This is a genomic window from Thalassospira sp. HJ (assembly GCF_000948415.1).
Lineage (GTDB): Bacteria > Pseudomonadota > Alphaproteobacteria > Rhodospirillales > Thalassospiraceae > Thalassospira.
Genome location: NZ_JYII01000006.1, coordinates 134,415 through 152,143 on the forward strand (window position 1 = coordinate 134,415; position 17,729 = coordinate 152,143).

Consider the following 17,729-nt stretch of genomic DNA (forward strand, 5'->3'; position numbering starts at 1 on the left):
CAACGGAGCAGTCAGGATCATCAAAACTCTAAACCCGGTCGGGTGATCAGAGTTTCAGTTTGCCCGGGAAGTAGTGATTATATGCGAGCACATAGTCAGGCGAGTTCATCAGTTCGTAGTAGGTCACGCGCTCGACCCAGGCACGCTGGCTATCAAGAACACGCTTCATGAACGGATCTTCTTCAAGCGTCGGGATCAGTTTGTCCCAGGCATCAAGCTGACCAGCGAGGATTTCTTTCGACGTACGGTGTACTTCGACACCTTCGGACTGCAGTTTCTGCAAGTCGGACGAATAGTTATCCATGGCGAGTGCGGTGTTCGAGGTCGAAGCAGCTTCGACACCGTGACGCAGGATCGCCTGCAGGTCCGGCTCAAGATCTTCAAGCATCGATTTGCTGAACAGGAATTCGAAGCTTTCAGATGCCTGATGATACGAAGACAGATAGTAATTCTTCGCAACATCCTGTGCGCCAAAGCGCATGTCAGAAGACGGGTTGTTGAATTCGAACGCGTCGATCACGCCACGTTCCATGGCAGGCACAATTTCGCCGCCCGGAAGCTGTGCGACCGACATGCCCATCGACTGCAGAAGGTCTGCTGCCAGACCAACGGTGCGGTACTTGAAGCCTTCGATATCGGCAACGGTGTTGACCTGACCCTTGAACCAGCCAAACGGCTGTGCTGGCATCGGGAAGCCAAGAAGACCAACAACGTCAAGGCCCATCACGTCCTGGGTCAGTTCGCGATAGAACTCTTCACCACCGCCGGCATAGAACCAGCTCAGCATGGTGGTTGCAGAACCACCAAAGACCGGACCGGTACCAAACAGCGATGCAGCCTTGTTCTTGCCGTACCAGTAAACCGGCACGGAATGGGCGATATCGATCAGACCATCATTGACAGCATCCAGAACCTGGAATGCCGCAACAACCGCACCTGCCGGCAGAAGATCGATTTTCAGACGACCACCGGACATCGCTTCAACACGATCAACATACTGCTGGGCAAAGGTCATCCAGATGTCGGACGACGACCAGGAAGTCTGCATTTTCAGCACCATCGGTGCCGGTTGTGCATGAACAGCCGGTGCAGCAAAAACGCCTGCTGCCGCAGCACCACCAGCAACCACGCCAGTCGCCCCTTTGGTCAGGAACGAACGACGGGATACTTCCTTGGACTTCACGTCTTCAGATTTGGTTTTCATTTCCATTTTTCCTCCCAGATATACCGTCGCTTGCCGCCAACCATTGGCGGGAAACAAGCGGTAACTGTCAGCCTTCAAAAGCCCCTGATCTTGATATCCAAGACCATTTTTGATGCGCTTGCCCCGTTCCGGGACCCTAAAAAAACGGCACGCATTTTGTTATTGTTAGGGTCAGGACCTATTACTTCGTTTTGAATGGTCGCTCAGATTTGTGCGGATACGCGAAGCAAAACCGCAGGAAGATATTCATCTTTCAAGGTTTTGCGACAACGTAGCCCGTGCAAATCTGAGTGATCCGAAGGACAGTGCTTATATTTGCAAACTCCCGCGTCAAATCCCTTAACCGGGATACCAACCCGCTTGGCGGTATTTTCCTTGGATTTCACAAATATAAGCACTGCCATTCCAATCGAACTAATAGGCCCTGACCCTAAAGACTTGAACGAACTGAATTCCGGCGGTTTTCCCGCCTTTTATGCCACCCGGTCGCCCGGTTCTTTTCCCTGAAAATAAGCATCAAGATTATCAAGTGCGCGAAAGCCCATCGCATCGCGCGTTTCTTCGGTTGCAGAGCCTATATGTGGTAACAGAAAGACGTTATTCAACGCGCTAATGCGTTGATTTCCACCAGGTTCATTGCAAAACACATCAAGCCCGGCGGCAAACAGCTTGCCGCTTTCAAGGGCCGCTACCAGCGCATCCTCATCAACCAGATTACCGCGCGCTGTATTCACAAGGATAGCCCGATCGGGCAGCATCGCGATGGTCTTGCTATTGATGATCCCCTTGGTGTCCGGGGTCGACGGGCAATGCAGCGACAACACATCTGAATGGGCAAACAGGTCTTCAATCGTGTCGTGGAAAACAGCACCCTTGGCCAGATGATCCGGCAATGGTTTGCGGTTGTGGTAATGGACTTCCATGCCAAATCCGCGCGCGCGTTCTGCGGCGACCTGACCAACCCGGCCCATGCCCAGCACACCAAACCGTTTGCCAGACACCTGCCGACCAACCATGAAGGCCGGTGACCAGAAATCCCACTTGCCGGCACGCACCATGGCATCGCCCTCGGCCCCGCGCCGTGCAGCCCCCAGCATACACAGCATGGCGATCTCGGCCGTGGCATCGGACAGCACATCGGGCGTATTGGTCACGACAATCCCGGCCTCCTTGGCAGCAGCCAGATCCACGTGATCGACACCAACCGAATGGTTGGCAATGATCTTGAGGCTTTTGGGCAGTTTCGCAATGACATCAGCCGAGAAATGCTCGGAATGGCACGGCAGGACAGCATCGACCTGCTGGCATTTCTCGATCAGTTCCGCGCGCGTGAAAACGCGGTCCTCGGCGTTGGTCAGAACCTGGTAGTCCCGCGCGGCGCGTGCCTGAACGGCATCACGCAATCGTCGCGTTATCAGAAGCTTTGGCTTCTCGGGCATGCGGACGCTCCCGGTGAATTCCCTGAAAGTAGTGTTATTTTTTATGGTCTAGGGTCAGTACCCATTACTTTGGTTTGAATGGTTCACCGGATTTGTGCGGATACGCGAAGCAAAACCGCAGGAAGATATGCATCTTTCAAGGTTTTACGACAAAGTAGCCCGTGCAAATCCGGTTAATCCGAAGGACAGACGTTATATTTGCAAACTTCGGCGTCAAACCTCTTGCCCGGGCCCCAGCCGACCCTGCGAGCTTTTCCTTGGATTTCACAAATATAACGTCTGCCATTCAAATCAAAGTAATGGGTACTGACCCTAAGGAAACACCTATACGGAAAATCCATCAATAGGCGATCAACCAAGCCGCAACTCTTTTTCACTTCGTGGAAAACCAATGATTAAACGTGAACACCATCACACGCGCATTTGGTTTGCTAATATACTGATTTTAATTCATAAAATCGGTATTTGATGGGGTCACCAGAAAAGAAAAATGGCCGCCATCAAAAGACAGCGGCCATGCCAAAAACTCAAAGAATTTCAGAACCCGACAATATTCGAAGACAGCTCGGTCATCCGCATTGTAGATTGTGAGGAATCCTCACATTTTAACCCAAACCGCGCCATCCTGACCGGATCGCACGACGGCCTCGACGAATTTCATGCCATCAACCCCCTCTTGAACACCGGGTACAAGGCAGCTGGCCGGGTCAATTTTTGCCCCGCTCAGATGTGCCGTCAGCTGATCAGCGAAGTCTGTATACAGGCTGGCGAAGCCTTCAAGGTAGCCTTCCGGATGACCAGACGGGACGCGGATATTGCGCTGTCCATCAGCACCATTACCCGGTCCGCCGCGCGTGATCAGTTCCGGGCGTTCATCGAGTTTGCGGAAAAGCAGCTGGTTGGGCTGTTCCTGCCCCCATTCGATGCTGCCCTTATCGCCATAGATCCGTAGACGCAGACCGTTTTCATGACCAACCGCGACCTGGCTTGCCCATAACATCCCACGCGCCCCATTGGCATAGCGCAGCAGGATCTGGACATTGTCATCAAGCTTGCGGCCTGGAACGATGGCATCGACATCGGCGCACAGCTCGCTGATCTCAAGCCCGGAAACAAAGTTGGCAAGGTTATGGGCATGGGTTCCGATATCACCCAGCGCCCCGCCCATACCGGCCTTTGCCGGATCAGCACGCCAGCTGGCCTGCTTGTTATCGGTATCCTCGACCCTTGTGGCCATCCATCCTTGGGCATATTCCACCTGAACAAGGCGGATCTTGCCAAGCTTGCCATCCGCCACCATCTGGCGTGCTTCGCGCACCATGGGATAGGCGGTGTAGTTATGGGTCAGCGCAAACAGAAGGCCCGTCTCGGCAATTTTGGCTTCGATCTGTTCGGCCTCTTGCACAGTCAGGCACAGCGGCTTGTCGCAAATCACGTGAATACCGGCATCAAGCATCGCCATCACGGCGGGGAAATGCAGGTGATTGGGGGTGACAATCGCACAGACATCAATGCCGTCTTCGCGCGCAGCTTCCTGCTTGGCCATGTCTTCAAAGCTGTCATAGCTTCGGTCCGGCGCAATAAAAAGCTCAGCAGCCGAGGCCGCTGCAACATCGGGCTTTGAGGACAGCGCACCAGCAACCAGCTCATATCGGTCATCCAGCCGGGCGGCGATCCGGTGCACAGCGCCAATAAAGGCCCCTTGCCCACCGCCAACCATACCCAGACGAAGGCGGCGGTTTATTTTTTTGAAGTTGGGCATGGGGGCTCCTATCAGCGAAAGGTGTGTGTCTCTGGTAATTCAACCTTTTGCTGAATGCACGATCTTTGTGACATGATCGCCGCAGTGTTCGTAGTGTTTGCGGCCCGTCACCTATGCCATTCGCCCATGACTGCGCGTGCCTTTTCTTAGTGATCTTCACTTGAACGGGCCTGCTCGGATGCAAAGATTTCAAACCGGATACCGTTGGGATCACGAACGAACAGACGCCGGGATTTGCCGTCATCCTCATTATGGTAAACGACCTTGTGCTGGAACAGGTGGTTTTGCCAGGCGATCACATCACGCGGGGCGGCACAGCGCAGCCCGATATGAAACACATCATCTGGCATTTCCGGATCATCCGGGTACGGCCCGACTTACAGGTGCAGGTGACATGGGGCTCCTCCGTCAGGTTTGATCCTTAACATCCTATCGCCGGATCCATATCTGCACTGATTGGCACCTTCGCAACCGGCCCCAAACAGCGCACGATCCGGGTCTCGTTTTCGGGCAGGGCATCAACCGGTTGCACGCTGCCCGTGATAAACAGATGGGTAAATCGCGCGGGAAAATCAATGCGATTGCCCCTTGATCAAAGCGTCATGAAACCACAACATGCAGAGATATCGAAAATCGCCTAATAAAGGCGACATTGCAGTATTGACCGTCCCCACCCGCACTGCTATTGGGACGCGGCAAACATGCAAGATCACGCGCACGCCACACATGATGGCCTGCGCCATTGGCAACAACCCGAAGGATGGAGGCATCTGATGAATGAATACAGTTTATCTGTCTCCGTCTATTGGATGACGCACCGCCAGGCTGACCACTAGAAGCCGCTTGCCTTCCACCTTGATGGTGATTTTGCCCAAACCCGGAACGAAAGACGCCTGATCGCGCATTCCGAGTTCATCCGCATTCCCCTGACATAGTTGTAGAGAGCCGCCCATGCCCGCAACGCCCTATTACCTGATCGACAAGTCCAAGCTGCTGCGCAACATGGAAAAGATCGCATATGTGCGCCAACATTCTGGCGCAAAAGCACTTTTGGCGCTGAAATGCTTTGCGACCTGGTCGGTGTTTGACTTCATGTCGGACTATATGGATGGCACGACCTCCTCGTCGCTCCATGAGGTCAAGCTGGGCCGTCAGAAATTCGGCAAAGAGACTCACGCCTATAGTGTCGCCTATTCCGATGACGAGATTTCCGAAGTCATCGAGAATGCCGACAAGATCATCTTCAACTCAATCAGCCAGCTGACCCGCTTTGCCGATCAGGCATCCGGTATTGTGCGCGGGCTTCGATTGAACCCGCAGGTCTCGACCTCAAGCTTTGATCTTGCTGATCCGGCCCGCCCGTTTTCGCGACTGGGTGAATGGGACGTCACCAAGGTCGAAGCGGTAATGGACCGTATTTCCGGTTTCATGATCCACAATAACTGCGAAAATGCCGACTTTGATCTGTTTGATCAGATGCTGGGCAATATCGAAGAAAAGTTCGGATCGCTGCTATCGCGTGTTGAATGGGTCAGCCTCGGCGGCGGCATCCATTTCACCGGTGATGACTATCCGCTTGATAAGTTCTGTGCGCGGCTCAAGGCGTTTTCCGAGAAATTCGGTGTGCAGGTTTATCTTGAGCCCGGCGAAGCATCGATCACGAAAAGCACCACCCTTGAGGTCACCGTGCTTGATACCCTGTTTAACGGCAAGAACCTTGCCATCGTCGATAGCTCGATCGAAGCGCACATGCTTGATCTTCTGATCTATCGCGAAAATGCCAAGGTGCTGCCGAACAAAGGTGATCATCACTATATGATCTGTGGCAAGTCCTGCCTTGCGGGTGATGTCTTTGGCGAATTCGATTTCGAAAACGAGATCAAGGTGGGTGACCGCATCTCCATCGACGATGCGGCCGGTTACACCATGGTCAAAAAGAACTGGTTTAACGGGGTCGGCATGCCGTCCATCGTGATCCGGGAACTCGACGGAACAGAGCGCGTTGTGCGTGAGTTCACCTTTGACGACTACGTTTCGAGCCTTTCGTAAAAATACGAAAAGGCACTTTTCATAGCGAACCGGAGCACGATGTGCTCCACCTCTCAAAACAGGGGAGTTTTTGGCCCGACATGAAAAAGAATGTTCTGATTATCGGCGCAGGTGGCGTCGCCCAGGTCGTTGCACATAAATGCGCACAACATAACGACGTGCTTGGCGATATTCATATCGCATCGCGGACGGCATCGAAGTGCCAGGCAATCATCGACAGCATCCATGAAAAGAAAAACCTCAAAAACCCCGGCGTTCTTGAAGGTCATGCACTGGATGCCACCGATGTGGATGCAACTGCGGCCCTGATCGAAAAAACCGGCGTCGAGATCGTCATCAATGTCGGATCTGCCTTCATCAACATGCCGGTCATGTCGGCCTGCATCAAAACCGGTGTCGCCTATCTTGATACCGCCATCCATGAAGAGCAGGACAAAATCTGCGAGAACCCGCCATGGTATGCCAACTATGAATGGAAGCGCCGCGCGGAATGCGAAGCCGCCGGCACGACCGCCATTCTGGGTGTCGGCTTTGACCCGGGTGTGGTGAACGCCTATGCCAAGCTGGCGGTTGAAGACTATTTCGACAAAATTGACTCGATCGACATCATCGACATCAATGCTGGCAGCCACGGCAAATACTTTGCCACTAACTTCGATCCGGAAATCAACTTCCGCGAATTCACCGGCACGGTCTATTCCTGGCAGGACAGCAAATGGCAGTCCAACAAGATGTTCGAGATCAAAAAGATCTGGGACATGCCGGTTGTCGGTGAAAGCCAGACCTTCATGACCGGCCATGACGAGGTGCATTCGCTTTCCCAGAACCTTGATGTTCCCAATGTCCGCTTCTGGATGGGCTTTGGCGATCACTACGTCAATGTGTTCACGGTTCTGAAAAACATTGGCCTGCTGTCGGAGAAACCGGTTACCACCGCCGAGGGTCTTGAAGTCGTACCGCTCAAGGTTGTTAAGGCCTGCCTGCCCGATCCGAGCTCGCTCGCACCAGATTATACCGGCAAGACCTGCATCGGTGATCTGGTCAAGGGTACGAAGGACGGCAAGGAAACCGAAGTCCTGATCTATAACGTGGCGGACCATAAGGATGCCTACAATGAAGTCGGCAGCCAGGGCATTTCCTATACAGCCGGCGTTCCGCCGGTTGCAGCAGCCATGCTGATCGCGACCGGTGAATGGGATGTGAAGAAGATGGCAAACGTTGAAGACTTGCCAGCCAAACCGTTCCTGAACCTGCTCAACGGTATGGGCCTTCCGACCCGCATCAAGGATGCCAATGGCGACCGCGCCCTTGATTTCAGCTAAGCGGCCTTAACCGGCAACATAATCATCTGGTTAATGGCGGGCACTTTTGCCCGCCATTTTTATATCCGCGTACTGACCTTATGGTGAGGATTCTGTCTTATTGACATATTGCCGAACTCATGTGCATCGCAAAAAGTCACCCTCGCAAAGAACTATACCTTTGGTTGGTGGATTTATGCATGTCGGCCTCAGGACAAGGTGGACAGCAGATCACTTCCCATACTTACGAGCAACCTCAACCTGCCACCGCACCGCAAAAACAACCCCTTAAAAATCAACTATTTGACAACCGAAAGCGGTTTCGGATAGCGTTTCCCTGTTCCGAAAGCGGTTTCGGAACACCAAACACCGTCAAAAAGGCGGTGAAAAGCACAAGAAAGACACTCAGGGAGGTTCCGTGCCGCGCGTTCGGAAGCAAAACGAAACCATGTCGATTGCCCGGCTGGCCAAACATCTTGGTTTGTCCGAGGGAACCGTTTCGCGCGCGCTCAACAATTATCCCGATATCGCTGCAAAGACCGTTGCCCGTGTGCGCAAGGCCGCTGATGAGTTGGGCTATCGCCCATCAACCACCGCCCGACGTCTTGCACGTGGTGTTGTTGAAACCATCGGCTTTGTCCTGCCTGCGCGTGATGGTCATCAGATTGATCCGTTTCTGGCCGAAATTCTCGACGGGCTTGCCACCGAACTGGCCCTGTCTGACTGGGACTTGCTGGTTTCCGCCGTCCCCGATGGTCATGACGAGGTCGAAGTCATGGACCGCCTGATCCAATCGGGCAAGGTTGGCGGCTTTGTTGTTGCCCGCACCAAACGCCATGACCCGCGCATCGATTTCCTGCGCACATCCCACATCCCGTTTGTCGCGCAAGGCCGCACCGAAAACTGCGATGATTACGCATGGCTTGATATAGACAATGAAAAGGCCTTTGTCGATGCGGTGAATTACCTCGTCGGCCTTGGCCATCGCAAGATCGCGTTTCTCGGCGGCGATCCGGAGCTGAATTACGCTTGGCAACGGCGTGCCGGTTATCTTGCCGCGACCAAGGCCAAGGGCTGCGACATTCTGCCGGGCTATATGCATGACGGCATCACCAACGAACTGGCCGCCCGCGAAGCCGTTTTGGAAATTCTCAAACTCCCCGATCATCCGACCGCCATTTTGTGCGTCACCGATGCGGTTGCCATCGGCGCGATCCATGCGCTGGCCCATGCCGGTATCGACGTCGGATCGGAAATGTCCGTGATTGGTTTTGATGGCCTGCCCATGGGCGAGGCCATCCATCCCGGCCTGACCACCATGAGCCAGGCCAGCTATCAGATCGGCCGCGAAGTCGGCCGGATCGTTGTTGCCCAAGCAAACAAGACAAACGAGGCAAATTCGCCTTCATCCGAGTTTTCCCAAATTCTGTGGGAAGCATCGCTGACCGTCCGTGGGTCAGCCAACCCGCCAGCATTAAAGCTGGCCGCCAATGCCAAGGGAGGCATCTCATGAAAACAAGGTTTACGCGTGCTTTAACGCTCGCTGCCGCTGGTCTGCTGGTTTCCACCAGCATCGCCAGTGCGCAACTGCGGTTCTGGACCACCGAAGAACAACCCGAACGACTGGCCAAACAAGAAGAAATGGCCAAGGAGTTCGAAGCCAAAACCGGCACAGCCGTCGAAGTCATTCCGGTCACTGAAACCGAACTTGGCACGCGTGCCACCGCGGCCTACGCCGCCGGTGACTTGCCAGACGTCATTTACCTAACCCTGCAATATGTCCTGCCCTGGTCAGAGGCCGGCATTTTGGATACCGAAGCAAACAACGAAGTTGTCAACCAGCTGGGCAGGGATACTTTCGCCCCGGCAGCGCTTAGCATGGCTGATTTCGACGGCGAAGTTGCCGCGGTCCCGTCTGATGGCTGGACCCAGATGGTGCTCTATCGCAAGGACCTGTTTGACGAAGCCGGTCTTGAGGCCCCCAACACGTATGCCAATATCGTCAAGGCGATCGAGGCACTGCACAACCCGCCAGAAATGTATGGCTTTGTCGCCGCGACCAAGATCGATGAAAACTTCATGAGCCAGGTGCTCGAGCATGTCTTCCTGGCAAACGGCGCAACCCCGGTGGCCGCCGATGGCTCGGTCGGCTTTGACAAGGCAAAGCTCGTCGAGGCGCTTGAGTTTTATAAAAAACTCGCCGATGCATCGCCCCCCGGCGATCTGTACTGGAAACAGTCGCGCGAGGTTTACTTCGCGGGCAAAGCAGCGATGATTATCTGGTCGCCCTTCATCCTTGATGAACTGGCGGGCCTGCGCGACAGCGCCCCGCCCACCATCAACAATGACCCGACCTCGGGTGAACTGGCCTCGAAAACCGGTGTTGTCACCCGTCTGATGGGCCCGTCCAATCCGAATGGGGCCGCCTGGGGTGACATTCGCTATTTCGGCATCACCAACGATGCCGATACCGACCCGGCAGAGGAATTTGTCAAATTCTCGATGGGCGAAGGTTACACCAGCACCCTTTCCATCGCGCCAGAGGGTAAATTCCCGGTCCGTCATGGCACCGCCGACAATGCGGATGAATTTGTCAAGGCATGGGCCACCCTGCCGGTCGGTGTGGACCGCAAAAAGCCGCTGTCAGAGCTTTATGACCCGGCCGTCATCACTGACATCGTTTCCGGTCTTGAAACCGCAAACCGTTGGGGTGTTGCCGAAGGTCAGTTGGCCAAGGCATCGCGCATCATCAACAGTCAGGTCATCAACCGCCGTGTGCGCGAATTCATCGATGGCGAACGTGATGCCGATGCAACTGCTGATCTGATCAACGAAGAAATCAGCAACATCGAATAAGCGATCTTGATCCGGGGCGCAGCTTTTTCGCCGCGCCCCGGATTTCCGACTTTCACAACGGATTTCAAGACGATGGCCCCTTCCAAATCAACCGCTCAAACCCCGGCAACCAGCCCGCCGCGCAAAGGCAAACTGGGCCCGATGGCCCGGCGCGAAGCACGGCTTGCCCTTTGGATGCTGGCCCCGACATTTCTGATTGTCATGGGCATTGTCCTGTTTCCGTTGCTGGCCAATTTCTGGATTTCGGTCAAGCCGGTCACACTGTCGGATTTGCGCCCGCCAACCCCGGTGGTGTCCGAACGGGTCCGGGGCGATTTTGAAATTGCCGGGCAGGAATTTGAAATCCAGTATCGCCTGCGCAATTCATCGCGCGACGGCGATATCACCGACGTCGTCCTGACCGATACATTGCCCGCGGGCATTACGGTCATTGATCCGGGGGATGTTTGTACGGTCACGGGGGCCGAGGTCCGCTGTACCCTTGATGGTCTTCCGGCTGGCGAACGCACCCGGCTTAAAATGACGGCTGTTTCAGATGAAAGCTTTGCCGCCAATCCGGTTTCCCCGCGCGATAGCGAACCCACCATCACCGGCACATCCGACAACATCCTGACCAACAGTGAATTCACCCTTGATAACTTCGCGCGGATATTTGATTCCCACGAATTCTGGTCGGTGCTGTGGGTGACGATTACCTATACGGTTTTTGGCACGCTGGGCGCATTGGTGCTGGGCCTGTTTGCCGCGCAAATGCTCAACAAACCCTTTGCCGGGCGGTCGATCATTCGCGGGCTTTTCTTGTTTCCCTATGTGGCACCCGTGATCGCGGTCGCCTTTACCTGGGTGATCCTGCTTGATCCGTTCAACGGCACCTTCAATGCCATCTTGCAGCGCATGAACATAGCCGACGAGGGCGTAAACTTCTTTGGTCAGCGCGACATTCCCATTGATGTTTTCGGGCTCACCATCGATTTCCCGCTTGCACTGGCAACCGTGATTGCCTTTGAAGCCTGGCGCTATTTCCCGCTGTCCTTCCTGTTCATTCTGGCCCGGATGCAGTCGATTTCATCAGACATGTACGAGGCCGCCGAGGTCGATGGTGCCACGCCCTTGCAACAGTTCTGGCACATTTCCCTGCCGCAACTTCTGGGCATTCTGTCCACGCTATTCCTGCTGCGCTTCATTTGGACGTTCAACAAGTTTGACGACATCTTCCTTCTGACCGGCGGGGCGGCAGGTACGCGCACACTCACGGTCGATGTCTATGAACAGGGCTTTGCCCTGTCGAATCTTGGCGCCGGGGCGGCGGTGGCGGTTGCCATCTTCATCCTGCTTCTGGTGTTTGCCGTGTTCTATTTCAAATTCGTCCATCGGGAGGATTCGTAATGCGTATCGGTACGGGTCTTCTTCTGGGTCTGCTGACCGGGTTGCTTTGGGGCACGATTGCGGTTGCCCTCACCGGCATTTCCCTAACCCTGATCACCGGCCTTCCGGCAACACCGATCATATCGGCAGGTGCACTTGGCGGGGCCGTCAATGCCGCCATCATCTTGCTGCGCGCACCCGCCGATCGCACACCGGGGCTTTACCTTGTCGCCTTTGCTGGCGTCATCATAGCCATGATGCTGGTCTCCTTTGGCGCACCGTTCAGTCTGGCCTTCTCTGAAAGTTCGCTTATTCAGGCCTTCGGCGTCGGGTTGATTGCGCTTGCCGTGACCTTTGCCAACCGCGCAGTCCTGATCGACATTCAGTCGGGCATGCTCAAGCGGTATGCGATTGATCTGGTGATTGTCCGAACACTCAAGGGCTTTGGCTTTGTGTTCTTTAGCGTGATCGTCATCCTGCCCTTCTATGTGATGGTGATGACGAGCCTCAAGAACCAGCAGGATCTGTTCCTGAACCCGCTCGATCTGTCGATTGATCTGACACAGGGTGCAGCAAGCCTGTTTGACAGCTATGTCGAACTGTTCACCAAGTTCAATTTTGGCCGCTTCCTTCTGATTTCAACCATCGTCTCGGTCTCCACGGTTCTGATCACGCTGGCCTTTTCGATCCCCGGTGCCTATGCGGTGGCGCGTTTGAAATTCCCCGGACAAACGGTGCTTTCAAGCTCGATCTTGCTGATTTATCTCGTGCCGATGATCGTTCTGGTCATCCCGCTTTATGCCGTGTTTAGCCAACTTGGCCTGCGCAATACGGTGGTTGGCCTTCTGATCGTCTATCCCGCCACCACGGTCCCGGTTGCCCTTTACATGCTTCAGGGATACTTCCGCGGTCTTCCGGCCGAACTGGAAGAAGCCGGTTTGATGGATGGCTTGTCGCGCCTTGGCGTGATCTGGAAAATCACCCTGCCACTTGCCTTGCCAGCCCTGGCATCGGTATCGCTTTATGTCTTCATGATCGCCTGGAACGAATTCCTGTTTGCCTTCATGTTCCTTGATGATCCCGACATCTTCACCCTGTCACGTGGGGTGGTGTCGCTCAACTCATCCGAAGTCCCGCGTCAACATCTGATGGCCGGTGCGGTGATCGCAACCGTTCCGATCCTTGTTATCTTCCTGTGGTTTGAACGCTTCCTTGTGCAGGGCCTGACCGCCGGGAGTGTCAAGGGATGAGTCAGATCAGCCTTTCACTCGATCAGCTTACGGGTACTAACAGACGTGCGGCCGACATCCTTATCGGCAATGATCGCGGCGGCTATACCGTGCCCAGTGCCAAGCTCTATCCGTTCCAGTGGAACTGGGACAGTGCGCTGGTGGCGCTTGGATTTTCGGTGTTTGATCCTGATCGCGCCTGGCAGGAAGTCGAAAGTCTGCTTTCCGCGCAATGGGACAACGGCATGGTGCCGCACATCATTTTCTGGAAAGAGGAAAAAAGCTACTTCCCCGGACCGGAACAGTGGGGCACGACCGACATCGCCAAAAGCCCGCCAACATCGGGCATCACCCAGCCCCCCGTTGCCGCAACCGTGATGGAACGGCTTCTGGCGGCGGATATCAATGCCCATCGCGATCGCGCGGCAAAACTTCTGCCCAAACTTGATCGCTGGCATCAATGGTTTCTCGATGCCCGTGACCCGGATGGGCGCGGTGTGGTTGCGATCATGCATCCGTGGGAAAGTGGCCGCGATAACCTGCCCGATTGGGATCGCCCGCTATCGTTTGTTGATACCACCGGGATTGGTACCTATCACCGCCGCGACACCGATATCGTCAATCAGGACGAACGCCCGAAAAACAACGACTATGATCACTACATGGCGTTGGTCAGGTTTGGTCGTGATTGCAATTGGGATACAGAAATCATTGCCCGCGATTGCCCGTTCTGGGTCGCTGAACCGGGCATGAATGCCATCCTGCGCCGGGCCGAACGCGACCTGATCAATATGGCAAGGCTTCTGGGTCAGGATGATATCGCCGACCGCGCCACCGCCCGCCTCGCCCGTCTCGATGCCGGATTTGAGTTGCTTTGGTCTGAACCGGTTGGTGGCTATGTCACGCTTGATCTCAGGCGGGATGAACACGCCACCGGCCTGACATCGGGAAGCTGGCTTGCGATGTTTGCCGGGCCTGTCGAACCGGCCCGTGCGGGCAAGATGGCGGCAACCCTCACCCACTGGCTGTCGCAGGTCAAACATGGCGTTCCCAGCTTCGATCCAGAACATGAACTGTTTGACTCCATCCGTTATTGGCGGGGGCCGGTTTGGGCCATGATCAACTGGATGATCGCCACTGGACTGACAGAACATGGCAAAACCGAACTTGCCGAACGTATCCGCATCAATACACAGGCACTTATCGAACAATCCGATTTTCGTGAATATTTCTGCCCGGTAACCGGCCGTGGCGGGGGTGGTACTGATTTCTCGTGGACGGCATCCATGTCGCTTTATTGGGCCGCCCGTCCCGAAATCTTGCCAATCGCCCCGCACCTTTCGCAAACCGGCACCGCAGATCAGGAGAACACATAAAATGGGCCAGATCGAACTTAAAGGCATCCGCAAATCATTTGGTGGTGTTGACGTCATCAAGGGCATCGACCTTCAAATCAATGAAGGCGAACTGGTGATCTTCGTCGGGCCGTCCGGCTGCGGCAAATCAACGCTTTTGCGTCTGATCTCGGGTCTTGTCGAGGCATCCGACGGCCAGATCCTGATTGATGGCGATGACGTCACCGGCAAGCCCCCGGCGGAGCGCGAGCTTTCGATGGTGTTTCAGTCCTATGCGCTCTATCCGCACAAATCCGTGCGCGAAAATATGGGCTTTGCGCTCACCGTGGCCGGCATGCCAAAGGCGGAAATCACCCAAAAGGTCGATGAAGCCGCCGCGACCCTGAAACTTGAAGACTATCTGGATCGCAAACCCAAGGCCCTGTCGGGCGGCCAACGCCAGCGCGTCGCCATTGGCCGTGCGATTGTGCGCGAACCCAAGGCCTTTCTGTTTGACGAACCGCTGTCTAACCTTGATGCTGCCTTGCGTGTCGAGATGCGCCTTGAAATCGCCCGCCTGCATCAAAAACTCGGTGCCACCATGGTCTATGTCACCCATGACCAGGTCGAGGCCATGACGCTTGCCGACAAGATCGTCGTTCTGCAGGCAGGTCAGATCGAACAGATCGGCTCTCCGCTTGATCTCTATCGCCATCCGGGCAACCTGTTCGTCGCCCAGTTTATCGGCTCGCCGAAAATGAATGTGGTCGATTGCACGGGCACAGGCACGTCACTGACATTTGGCAACGGCAACACATCCGATATTGCCCGCAATACAGATGGGGCGACCAAGATGGGCATTCGCCCGGAACATATGGCGCTTTGTGACGCCAATGACACCAGTAATACCACCAAGGCCATCCTGACCGGCCAGATCGATGTCATGGAACATCTCGGCTCCGACAGCTTTGCCTATGTCAATGTGCCCGATGTCGGCCTGTTCACGGTCCGCATCGTCGGCCATTCCGACGCGGTCGAGGGCGACACGGTCGGCCTGCATTTTGCGTCACGCGATGTTCACCTGTTCGACGCCTCGGAAAAAACCATCCCGGCATGATGAAACGCCCATGCCGGTATTCCGACTTGGACGTCATTTCAATCCTCATACAATTAAAATGGCGTCCAACATCGGGCGATCAACCTGCTGTCTTATTTTTCACCAATGCTGAATAATGGTCTTGGTTATTCATTTTAAGTGAACACCCCAAAAGCCCCTTTTGCGGCTATTTCAACGACCCTAAAACCGCCAGACTTTCATAGCGTTTGATATATGGGACATGAAACACCCGCTCGACAAATGCGCTGTATTCTTCCATGTCACTGACCTGAACGCGCAGCACAAAATCATGTGCGCCTGTCACATGGTGACACTGCACAACTTCAGGCATTCTGCCGAATTCATCACGCATCAGCATAAAACGATCCGGTCGGTCGCGCTCCATGGTCAGAAGCACGATCACCATCATCTTCTTGCCAAATACCTTGGGCGACACAATCGCCACGTCGCGCTCAATCACCCCGGTTTCACGCAGGCGCTGCACCCGGCGCAAACAGGCCGCCGACGACAACCCGACCTTTTCAGCCAGATCATTGCCCGTTAAGCGACTGTTTTCCTGCAACAATTCAAGAAGCTGATAATCAAATTTATCGAGTTCCGCCAAGGTCTAATATCCCAAACCACGCTGTAATATCCTTCGGATAAACATGACCGATGCGGCCCGCGAAAGAAAATCGTTTTTGTCAAATCATTGCGAAAATTTCGCACGGATTTGCGAAATTTGCGCGCTGTTTCACACAATTGAAGCGTAGATTGTCTATGGGTTCGAAGGAAACATTGGTCCCTTTTAGCAAAACAAACTCGCGAGCCAGCATCATGCCAGCACAGATGACACATACCCCCCTCGTCGCCACCACCAATATCGCGCCGGTTTCGGGCGCATCTGTTTGGCGCTGGCTTGCCCTTTTTGCCCGCAAATGGGTCAATGCCCGGAAACTGTCCCGTGATATGGAATTTCTCCGCGCAGCCCCACGCGAAAGGCTTGAAGACATCGGGATCGAGCGCCGGGATATCGATATCATTTGCCGGGAAGGCCGCCAAAGCTAAGGTCGACCTTGCGGTCCGGCAAAGAAACTATCGAAAAAACCGCGACAAGCTATCTGGTATCACCTATCGTGATGGCATCATGGCTTTTACCATTCGACAGCTTCAGTATTTTGTTGCCGTGGCCGAACAGGGAACTGTATCGGGGGCGGCGCATATTCTGTCGATTTCGCAATCAGCCGTGACCGAGGCGATCAAGGAACTTGAAGCAGATCTGGGTGTTGCCCTGTTTGATCGCCATTCGCGCGGGCTTAACATCACCCATAACGGCCATCAGTTCCTGCGCCATGCCACCACCATCCTTGCCAGTGTCTCGGACGCCAAGCAGGCGTTTGAGGAAACCGCCCAAACCCAGAAGGGCGAGCTGCATCTGGGCGTTACATCGCTGGTCGCGGGTTACGTGCTATCCGATATTCTCGCACGCTATCGCCGTGCCTATCCGCAGATCACGGTCAGTGCGACCGAGGATAATGGCGATTATCTTGAACATCTTCTGATCGGTGGCGAGATCGACGTTGCTGTCATGGTGATTTCCAACCTGCGGGATCGTTTGGCACTCCAATCTGAAATTCTTGAAGTCTCGCCCTATCGACTATGGCTACCACTTGGTCACAAGCTTGCCACCGCGCAAAGCATCACCCTTGACGACGTCACATCCGAACCGCTGATCATGCTGACCATCGACGAGATCGAGGAAGCAACTGGTAAATTGCTGGGCGCACTTGGCACCCGTCCACGGGTCGCCTTCCGGACAAGATCGGTGGAAGCAGTGCGAAGCCTTGTTGCCACCGGGGCCGGATTATCGCTTTTGCCCGATCTGGTATATCGTCCCTGGTCGCTTGAGGGTGACCGGATTGAAAGTCGTGATGTCTCGGGCACCCTTCCGATGGTTCAGGTCGGTGTCGTTTGGCGCAAAGGATCCCCTTTGTCACAGGCAGCACGTGATTTTATCGGCCTGGCACAGGCCCATCGCGCCACGCGTCTGCGCTAAGAAATCAGCCCCGCTTCCATCAAAACGTGAAACCCACC

At 54.9% G+C, this 17,729-nt stretch carries 15 protein-coding genes; 10 read left to right on the forward strand and 5 right to left on the reverse strand.

Features of this window, described 5'->3' with window-relative positions; translation table 11 throughout:
• Positions 1-46 precede the first annotated feature (46 nt).
• The 4 genes from UF64_RS02610 to UF64_RS02625 all read right to left on the reverse strand — a co-directional run bounded on the left by UF64_RS02610 (position 47) and on the right by UF64_RS02625 (position 4,755).
• Positions 47-1,204, reverse strand: a complete 1,158-nt coding sequence (locus UF64_RS02610; protein WP_152630582.1) for a TRAP transporter substrate-binding protein — start codon at positions 1,202-1,204, stop codon at positions 47-49.
• A 473-nt stretch (positions 1,205-1,677) separates the two neighbouring features.
• On the reverse strand, positions 1,678-2,643 hold the full coding sequence (locus UF64_RS02615) for a D-glycerate dehydrogenase (RefSeq protein WP_044827060.1): 966 nt from the start codon (positions 2,641-2,643) through the stop codon (positions 1,678-1,680).
• A gap of 598 nt (positions 2,644-3,241) precedes the next feature.
• Positions 3,242-4,405: a Gfo/Idh/MocA family protein gene (locus UF64_RS02620; protein WP_152630583.1), complete on the reverse strand. Its 1,164-nt coding sequence runs from the start codon at positions 4,403-4,405 to the stop codon at positions 3,242-3,244.
• 146 nt (positions 4,406-4,551) lie between these two features.
• Entirely contained in the window at positions 4,552-4,755 is a 204-nt protein-coding gene (locus UF64_RS02625) for a VOC family protein (protein WP_235284937.1), read from the reverse strand.
• 601 nt (positions 4,756-5,356) lie between these two features.
• Here UF64_RS02625 and nspC point away from each other — a divergent pair.
• From nspC to UF64_RS02665, 8 genes are all read left to right on the forward strand, one after another.
• Complete coding sequence (gene nspC / locus UF64_RS02630) at positions 5,357-6,454, forward strand: carboxynorspermidine decarboxylase (protein WP_044827062.1); 1,098 nt, start codon at positions 5,357-5,359, stop codon at positions 6,452-6,454.
• A gap of 80 nt (positions 6,455-6,534) precedes the next feature.
• On the forward strand, positions 6,535-7,776 hold the full coding sequence (locus tag UF64_RS02635; RefSeq protein WP_044827063.1) for a saccharopine dehydrogenase family protein: 1,242 nt from the start codon (positions 6,535-6,537) through the stop codon (positions 7,774-7,776).
• A 397-nt stretch (positions 7,777-8,173) separates the two neighbouring features.
• Complete coding sequence (locus UF64_RS02640) at positions 8,174-9,268, forward strand: substrate-binding domain-containing protein (protein ID WP_152630584.1); 1,095 nt, start codon at positions 8,174-8,176, stop codon at positions 9,266-9,268.
• Entirely contained in the window at positions 9,265-10,611 is a 1,347-nt protein-coding gene (locus tag UF64_RS02645; RefSeq protein WP_044827065.1) for an ABC transporter substrate-binding protein, read from the forward strand. Before UF64_RS02640 ends, UF64_RS02645 begins: the two co-directional genes overlap by 4 nt.
• Before the next feature lie 72 nt (positions 10,612-10,683).
• Positions 10,684-11,997 carry a sugar ABC transporter permease gene (locus UF64_RS02650; protein ID WP_200892627.1) on the forward strand — a complete coding sequence of 438 codons (1,314 nt, stop codon included), beginning with the start codon at positions 10,684-10,686 and terminating at the stop codon, positions 11,995-11,997.
• On the forward strand, positions 11,997-13,226 hold the full coding sequence (locus tag UF64_RS02655; protein WP_044827066.1) for a carbohydrate ABC transporter permease: 1,230 nt from the start codon (positions 11,997-11,999) through the stop codon (positions 13,224-13,226). The genes UF64_RS02650 and UF64_RS02655 overlap by 1 nt, the downstream gene beginning before the upstream one ends.
• A complete protein-coding gene (locus UF64_RS02660) occupies positions 13,223-14,581 on the forward strand; it encodes an amylo-alpha-1,6-glucosidase (RefSeq protein WP_044827067.1) in 1,359 nt (452 codons plus the stop codon). The genes UF64_RS02655 and UF64_RS02660 overlap by 4 nt, the downstream gene beginning before the upstream one ends.
• 1 nt (position 14,582) lies before the next feature.
• On the forward strand, positions 14,583-15,656 hold the full coding sequence (locus UF64_RS02665) for an ABC transporter ATP-binding protein (RefSeq protein ID WP_044827068.1): 1,074 nt from the start codon (positions 14,583-14,585) through the stop codon (positions 15,654-15,656).
• Between the two features lie 166 nt (positions 15,657-15,822).
• Here the strand turns inward: UF64_RS02665 and UF64_RS02670 are convergent, their stop codons facing one another.
• Positions 15,823-16,260 carry an Lrp/AsnC family transcriptional regulator gene (locus UF64_RS02670; RefSeq protein ID WP_044827069.1) on the reverse strand — a complete coding sequence of 146 codons (438 nt, stop codon included), beginning with the start codon at positions 16,258-16,260 and terminating at the stop codon, positions 15,823-15,825.
• 224 nt (positions 16,261-16,484) lie between these two features.
• Here UF64_RS02670 and UF64_RS02675 point away from each other — a divergent pair, with 224 nt between their 5' ends.
• Entirely contained in the window at positions 16,485-16,703 is a 219-nt protein-coding gene (locus UF64_RS02675; protein WP_152630585.1) for a hypothetical protein, read from the forward strand.
• 79 nt (positions 16,704-16,782) lie between these two features.
• Positions 16,783-17,691, forward strand: a complete 909-nt coding sequence (locus tag UF64_RS02680) for a LysR substrate-binding domain-containing protein (RefSeq protein ID WP_044827071.1) — start codon at positions 16,783-16,785, stop codon at positions 17,689-17,691.
• Positions 17,692-17,729: the final 38 nt, after the last annotated feature.

What these genes read in the sequence shown, in the direction of transcription:
- UF64_RS02610 (WP_152630582.1), bottom strand. Translation starts at nt 1,204, where the DNA reads ATGAAAACCAAATCTGAAGACGTGAAGTCCAAGGAAGTATCCCGTCGT.
- UF64_RS02615 (WP_044827060.1), bottom strand. Translation starts at nt 2,643, where the DNA reads ATGCCCGAGAAGCCAAAGCTTCTGATAACGCGACGATTGCGTGATGCC.
- UF64_RS02620 (WP_152630583.1), bottom strand. Translation starts at nt 4,405, where the DNA reads ATGCCCAACTTCAAAAAAATAAACCGCCGCCTTCGTCTGGGTATGGTT.
- UF64_RS02625 (WP_235284937.1), bottom strand. Translation starts at nt 4,755, where the DNA reads ATGCCAGATGATGTGTTTCATATCGGGCTGCGCTGTGCCGCCCCGCGT.
- nspC (WP_044827062.1), top strand. Translation starts at nt 5,357, where the DNA reads ATGCCCGCAACGCCCTATTACCTGATCGACAAGTCCAAGCTGCTGCGC.
- UF64_RS02635 (WP_044827063.1), top strand. Translation starts at nt 6,535, where the DNA reads ATGAAAAAGAATGTTCTGATTATCGGCGCAGGTGGCGTCGCCCAGGTC.
- UF64_RS02645 (WP_044827065.1), top strand. Translation starts at nt 9,265, where the DNA reads ATGAAAACAAGGTTTACGCGTGCTTTAACGCTCGCTGCCGCTGGTCTG.
- UF64_RS02650 (WP_200892627.1), top strand. Translation starts at nt 10,684, where the DNA reads ATGGCCCCTTCCAAATCAACCGCTCAAACCCCGGCAACCAGCCCGCCG.
- UF64_RS02655 (WP_044827066.1), top strand. Translation starts at nt 11,997, where the DNA reads ATGCGTATCGGTACGGGTCTTCTTCTGGGTCTGCTGACCGGGTTGCTT.
- UF64_RS02660 (WP_044827067.1), top strand. Translation starts at nt 13,223, where the DNA reads ATGAGTCAGATCAGCCTTTCACTCGATCAGCTTACGGGTACTAACAGA.
- UF64_RS02665 (WP_044827068.1), top strand. Translation starts at nt 14,583, where the DNA reads ATGGGCCAGATCGAACTTAAAGGCATCCGCAAATCATTTGGTGGTGTT.
- UF64_RS02675 (WP_152630585.1), top strand. Translation starts at nt 16,485, where the DNA reads ATGACACATACCCCCCTCGTCGCCACCACCAATATCGCGCCGGTTTCG.
- UF64_RS02680 (WP_044827071.1), top strand. Translation starts at nt 16,783, where the DNA reads ATGGCTTTTACCATTCGACAGCTTCAGTATTTTGTTGCCGTGGCCGAA.